The organism is Streptomyces sp. NPDC054847, assembly GCF_053610925.1.
Map to the genome: position 1 here is coordinate 1 of NZ_JBSGZJ010000500.1, position 5,070 is coordinate 5,070.

Annotated in this window: 5 protein-coding genes; 1 reads left to right on the forward strand and 4 read right to left on the reverse strand. The window is 71.8% G+C overall.

The genetic code is table 11. The features are described 5' to 3' along the window. Positions 1–156: 156 nt before the first annotated feature. The 3 genes from ACWGH4_RS30995 to ACWGH4_RS31005 form a co-directional block, all read right to left on the reverse strand. Complete coding sequence (locus ACWGH4_RS30995; RefSeq protein ID WP_441262102.1) at positions 157–387, reverse strand: hypothetical protein; 231 nt, start codon at positions 385–387, stop codon at positions 157–159. A gap of 106 nt (positions 388–493) precedes the next feature. After that, positions 494–1,051: a hemerythrin domain-containing protein gene (locus ACWGH4_RS31000; protein WP_453466748.1), complete on the reverse strand. Its 558-nt coding sequence runs from the start codon at positions 1,049–1,051 to the stop codon at positions 494–496. 591 nt (positions 1,052–1,642) lie between these two features. After that, on the reverse strand, positions 1,643–2,509 hold the full coding sequence (locus ACWGH4_RS31005; protein WP_453466750.1) for a GyrI-like domain-containing protein: 867 nt from the start codon (positions 2,507–2,509) through the stop codon (positions 1,643–1,645). A 360-nt stretch (positions 2,510–2,869) separates the two neighbouring features. On the opposite strand from ACWGH4_RS31005, the gene ACWGH4_RS31010 reads away from it, so the two are divergent. Continuing rightward, positions 2,870–3,433: a rhodanese-like domain-containing protein gene (locus tag ACWGH4_RS31010; protein ID WP_453466752.1), complete on the forward strand. Its 564-nt coding sequence runs from the start codon at positions 2,870–2,872 to the stop codon at positions 3,431–3,433. Between the two features lie 195 nt (positions 3,434–3,628). Here ACWGH4_RS31010 and ACWGH4_RS31015 read toward each other — a convergent pair whose 3' ends face one another. Further along, positions 3,629–4,921, reverse strand: coding sequence for a PP2C family protein-serine/threonine phosphatase (locus tag ACWGH4_RS31015; protein ID WP_453466754.1), 1,293 nt, complete (start codon positions 4,919–4,921; stop codon positions 3,629–3,631). Positions 4,922–5,070: the final 149 nt, after the last annotated feature.

Genomic DNA, 5,070 nt, shown 5'->3' on the forward strand with positions numbered 1-5,070 from the left:
GCCTCCGGCAACGGGGGGCCGGTCCCGAGTGTGTGCGCGAGCCGTTCCGCCGACGGCCCACGGCGTCGAGGTGCTCCCGCGGTACGCCCGGCCGGGCCCCGCCGGGGGAACGGCGAGGCCCGGGAGCGACCGGCCGGCCGAGGCGCCCGGACCGGCTCAGGTGCCGAGTCGCGAACGCAGCAGTTCCTTGCCGAGCTCGGCCCCCTTGCGGCTGTCGGCCTGCGCCTTGCGGAACAGCTCGGCGATCTCGGTGTCGTTGTCGCGTTCCGCGTCCTTGATGTAGGTCTCCATCCGCAGCGCGTTGCTCAGGCACGCCTCGATGTACCAGAACAGGTTGTAGTGCTTGTCCTTCGTGCCGGTGATGTCGCCGGTCTCGCTGGTGCTCATGGTGTCGGTTCCCTTCTTTGTGCTGTGTGCGATTCACATGGCGCATGTGGTTCATGCGGTTCGTGCGGCCGGTGAACGGGGGAGGCGGTGCGGCCGGGGTCCGGTCTCAGTGGTGCCTGCCGGTGATCAGGTCCCGGGCCCGGTCCACCAGGCCGGCTCCGGGGGCGAGGAGCTTGTTCGCGGGAGGCGTGTCAGGAGCGGCGGGATGCGGCCGGGTCGGCGCCGTCTTCTTCGCCCGGCGGATCTTCTCCCCCAGGTCGGCCAGCGTTTCGGGGGTGCAGGCGCTTTCCAGGAGGGGGAAGAGCCTGCTCTCCTCGTCCCGCACGTGTTCGGCGACCTCGAGTTTCAGCTTCGCGACCAGGTGGTTGAAATCGATGTGGTCGGGTTCGAGGCCCTCGAGCTGCTTCAGCATCCGCTCGACGCCGGCGTGATCCGCGAGCTCCTTGTCGGCGAGACCGTCGCCCCCGTCGACGTGGCGGCGCACCGCCGGATACAGGTACTCCTCCTCGGCGACGGCGTGCCGCACCAGTTCCACCGTCAGCTCGTCCACGAGTTCCCGGCGGCGCGAGTCCGCCACCGGCTGCATCTCGATCCGGGCGAACAGCGCATCCACCTCGCGGTGGTCCGCCGTGAGTTCCTCGATGACGTTCCCGCCGTGTCCCATGCCGGTCCCTTCTTGATCTCGGCCGGAGCCGAGCAGATCGGTTCACCGTGGCAGCGCGAGTACCCATAGTCCTGGCCGACACGCACGTGACCGGTGAAGCAGGGCAATTCGGGCGACATCGGCATGCGGGCGGAAGCGTCGCCGGCTCCTGCCGGAGAGCGCGACTCTTGCACCGCGGGGGCCGGTTCATGACCGTGGTGTTCGCGGTGTGGACCGGCGACCTCGTGGCGGCGGCCGAGCGGTTCGAGGAGGCAGGCGGACTGGCGAAGCGCTGCGGCGAGGAACGCGTGGCGCTGTTCGCCGAGCCCTGCCGCGGAGCGATGCGCGCGCTGTACGGCGAGGTCGACGAAGGACCCGCCGCGCTGGAAGAGGGCCGCCGGCGGATCGTCGCCCGCGGGGACGCGCAGATGCGCGCGGCCGGCATCGTCCCGGCGGACGACCGGCCGGTTCCGCCGACTCCGCGGGTGGCCACCGTCACCACTCGCGGAGCCGGAACCGCTGCTCCGTACCGCGGCCGGGTCCGGCGCCGGGGCCCATGTTGTGCTCCCGGCTCCGGCTCTGGGTCCGGCGTCCGGGTCCGGCACGGGCCGCTCAGAGCGCGGAGCGCTCCACGGGGATCCACAGCTCCGCGTCCGCATGCGCCCCGTCCGCCGACACGCTCACCCGCAGGATCTCGGGCCCCGGCCTGCTCCGGTACGGGTTCGAGGGGAACCACTGCGTGAACACGTCCCGCCACAGGAACTGCAGAGCCTGCGGAAACGCGCCCGAACTCTCGAACACGGCCCACGTCCCCGCCGGAACGGCGAGGACGTCCGTGCCCTCCGGCGCCTCGGCGCCGGTCACCACGCCGTGGTAGTAGTCGAGTTCCGTCCCCTCCGCCCGGCTCGGGTCGAGGTCGTCGCTCACCGCGACGATCCCCTTCGGCTCCTGGTCGGACAACTCCGCGAGCCGCCGGACCATCTCCTTGTCGAGACCCCGGATGAACTCGGCGATGGCCGGGTTCATCCCCTCATGGACGAGAGGCACGCGGGCCTTCATACCGACCACACGGAACTCGTCCCTGTCCACGACCCTGTACCGCATACTGCCGCTCCCTTCGACGGTGAGACGGAAGGACAACCGCTGCTGGGACCGCAGAGCCGCACCGGTCCGCCGGGCCTCGCCCGGACCGACGCCGTGCACGGCGCGGAACGCCCGCGCGAACGCCTCCCCGGAGCCGTAGCCGTAGCGCACCGCGATCTCCAGGAGCGTCCGCCTGCCGGCGAGCACCTCGGCCCCCGCGACGGTCAGCCGCCTGCGTCGGACGTACTCCGACAGCGACATCCCCGCGAGCGCGGAGAACATCCGGCGGAAGTGGTACTCCGACGTCATCGCGATGCGCGCCAGTTCGGCCACGTCGATCTGCTGATCGAGACGGCTCTCGATGTGCTCCATGGCCTGGTTCAGCCGCTCCAGCACCCCGGTCTCCCTCCCTTGACGACACTCACGCTAGGAGGGCCCCATCCTGTCGGACCCGACATCCTGTGCCCGGTCCGGTCGGGTACGGCGAGCCCTGACGGGCCGTGGGCCCCGCCCACGGCGGACAGGGCGCGGGTGCGGGCCCCTTCGGGACCTGGCAGGTTCAGGACAGTGACGTGCGGGTGGATTTCTCGAACTGCCGTGCGGCTCATACCAATTGGCGCGGCGATGAACGTAGGTATGCCCCGGGGCGGGCGCGAAGCCGTGCGGGAGCAGGCGCGTGCGCAAGGCCGGCGGCGTACACCGAGCAGTCCCGTATCCTGGCGCAGCGGTAACCGCAACGAGCAAAGGACAGCGCCAGTGGCACTTACCGCTCTCTCCGCCGACGAGGCTCGGGCCCGCCTTCACGAGCTGACCGTCATCGACGTGCGCACGCCCGGCGAGTACGCCTCCGGCCATCTGCCCGGCGCCCACAACATTCCGCTCGACCATCTCGACGAGGCGTTGCCCGCGCTGAAGGCCGCCGCCGACCAGGGTGATCTCCTCGTCGTGTGTGCCTCCGGCGCCCGCTCCGAAACCGCCTGCCGGCGGCTCGCCGACGACGGCATCACCGCTGCCACCCTCACCGGTGGCACCAGCGCCTGGGTCGAACTGGGCCACGACACCCACCGCCCCGCCGGGACCCGCACCCCGTGGGCCATGGAACGGCAGGTCCGCCTCGCCGCCGGATCGCTCGTCCTCACCGGCCTCCTCCTCGGACGACGCTTGCCCCGGGCACGGGGACTCTCCGCGGCCGTCGCAGGCGGCCTGGTGTTCTCCGCCCTCACCGACACATGCGGCATGGCGCGCGTACTCGCCAAGCTCCCTCACAACCGGCCCAAAGCCGCAGACCTCGAAGCAACCCTCGCCGGCCTTTCCCGCTGAGGGCGGCGGGCACAACCGGTCGCCGGAAGCCGACCGACGGCACGGGGTCGCCGGCGGCCCGGTGCTGCGGCTCAGCGACGCCCGGCACCAAGAGGCTGGAGGGCCGGCGTCACGGACCCGTGAGCGCGTGACCGAAACACGGTCAGCACCAGCAGCACGGACGGTGTCCGGTCCTCGGTCCGTGATCGGGACCTGTCATGCGGGCAAGCGTGTGGCGAGCACGGCGACGTCGTCGGTGGTCTGCGAGGCGAGACCGGTGAGGAGTTCGTCGCAGAATTCTTCCAGCGGTTCCCGGGCCACGGCGGCGGCCTGCTGGCGCAGCCGTGTCATGCCACGGTGGACGGGTTCGCCGCGGCGTTCGATCAGCCCGTCCGTGTAGAGAACGAGGGTGGAGCCGGCGGGCAGCGGGCAGCGGGCGCTGTCGCGCGGAAGGTCGGGCAGGGCGCCCAGGAGAGGGCCGTGGCCGTCTTCGAGGAAGACGGTGTCGCCGTCGTGGGTGACGAGCAGCGGCGGCGGGTGGCCGGCGTTGGAGTAGTGCAACTCCCACGGCCCGTCGTCGCCGCCCTTGAGGACGCCGTACACACAGGTGGCGGTGACGTCGGGGTAGAGCTGGTGGTGTGCGATGTCGAGGCGGTTCAGGATGTGGCCGGGGGGTTCCTCGCGGTCGAGGGCGATGCCACGGAGCATGTTGCGCAGCTGCCCCATGGTGACCGTGGCACGCAGATCGTGGCCCGCCACATCGCCGATGATCATGGCGATGTTCCCGTGGGGCAGCGGGAAGCTGTCGTACCAGTCGCCGCCCACCTCCGCGGTGGCCTGCGAGGGCGTGTAGCGGGCCGCACGCTGCGGGGTGCCCGGACCTGACAGGTTCGGCAGCAGCGAGCGCTGAAGGCGTTCGGCGATGCGAGAGGTCTCCCGGTAGAGCCGCGCGTTGTCGACCGCGAGCGCGACCCGTCGGGCGAGATCCTCCACGAGGGCGCAGTCCGCTTCCGTCAGCGGCCACTCGCCGTTCGTCCGGCCGACCGTGATCGCGCCGAGGATGTCGGGCCTGGCCCGCAGCGGGGCCACGATGGCCGTGTCCGTGTCCAGTTGACGGAACAGCTCCAGCGGCCGGGCATGGAACGGGTCCGAGTGGGCGGGTGGGAAGTCGCCGCGATGAAGCAGCAGCGGCCCGGCCCCGCGCAGGACCCTCGCGACCGGCCCGCTCGCCACGTCGGCCGGTACCGGAAGCGCGCCCTCCAGCGGGCTCGCGGCGGGCGGGCCGGCGTCACGATGCGTGACGGCGACCCGCTCCAGTGTGCCGTCGACGTCCAGGAGATCGATCGCACACCAGTCGCCGAGCTGATGGACCACGAGGCGCGACACGCGCCGCAAGGCCTCCCGGACATCGAGGGTGGCGGCCAGGGCGGCGCCCACGTCGGCCAGCAGGGCCAGCCGGTCCAGCGCCTGCTGAAGCACGGCGTCGATGTCGTACGCGTCGTCTTCCACGGTCTCAGCCTCCCCGCGCTCGTACGGCAGGGAGCCGGCCCGCCCGGGCCTCCACGAGCGAGGGCACCCGCATGCCGCATTCCCATTATCCGAACAGAGGCGCGCGGTGACCGCCCGACCAGGGCGAGTGTCCGCACCGGGCGTCACGC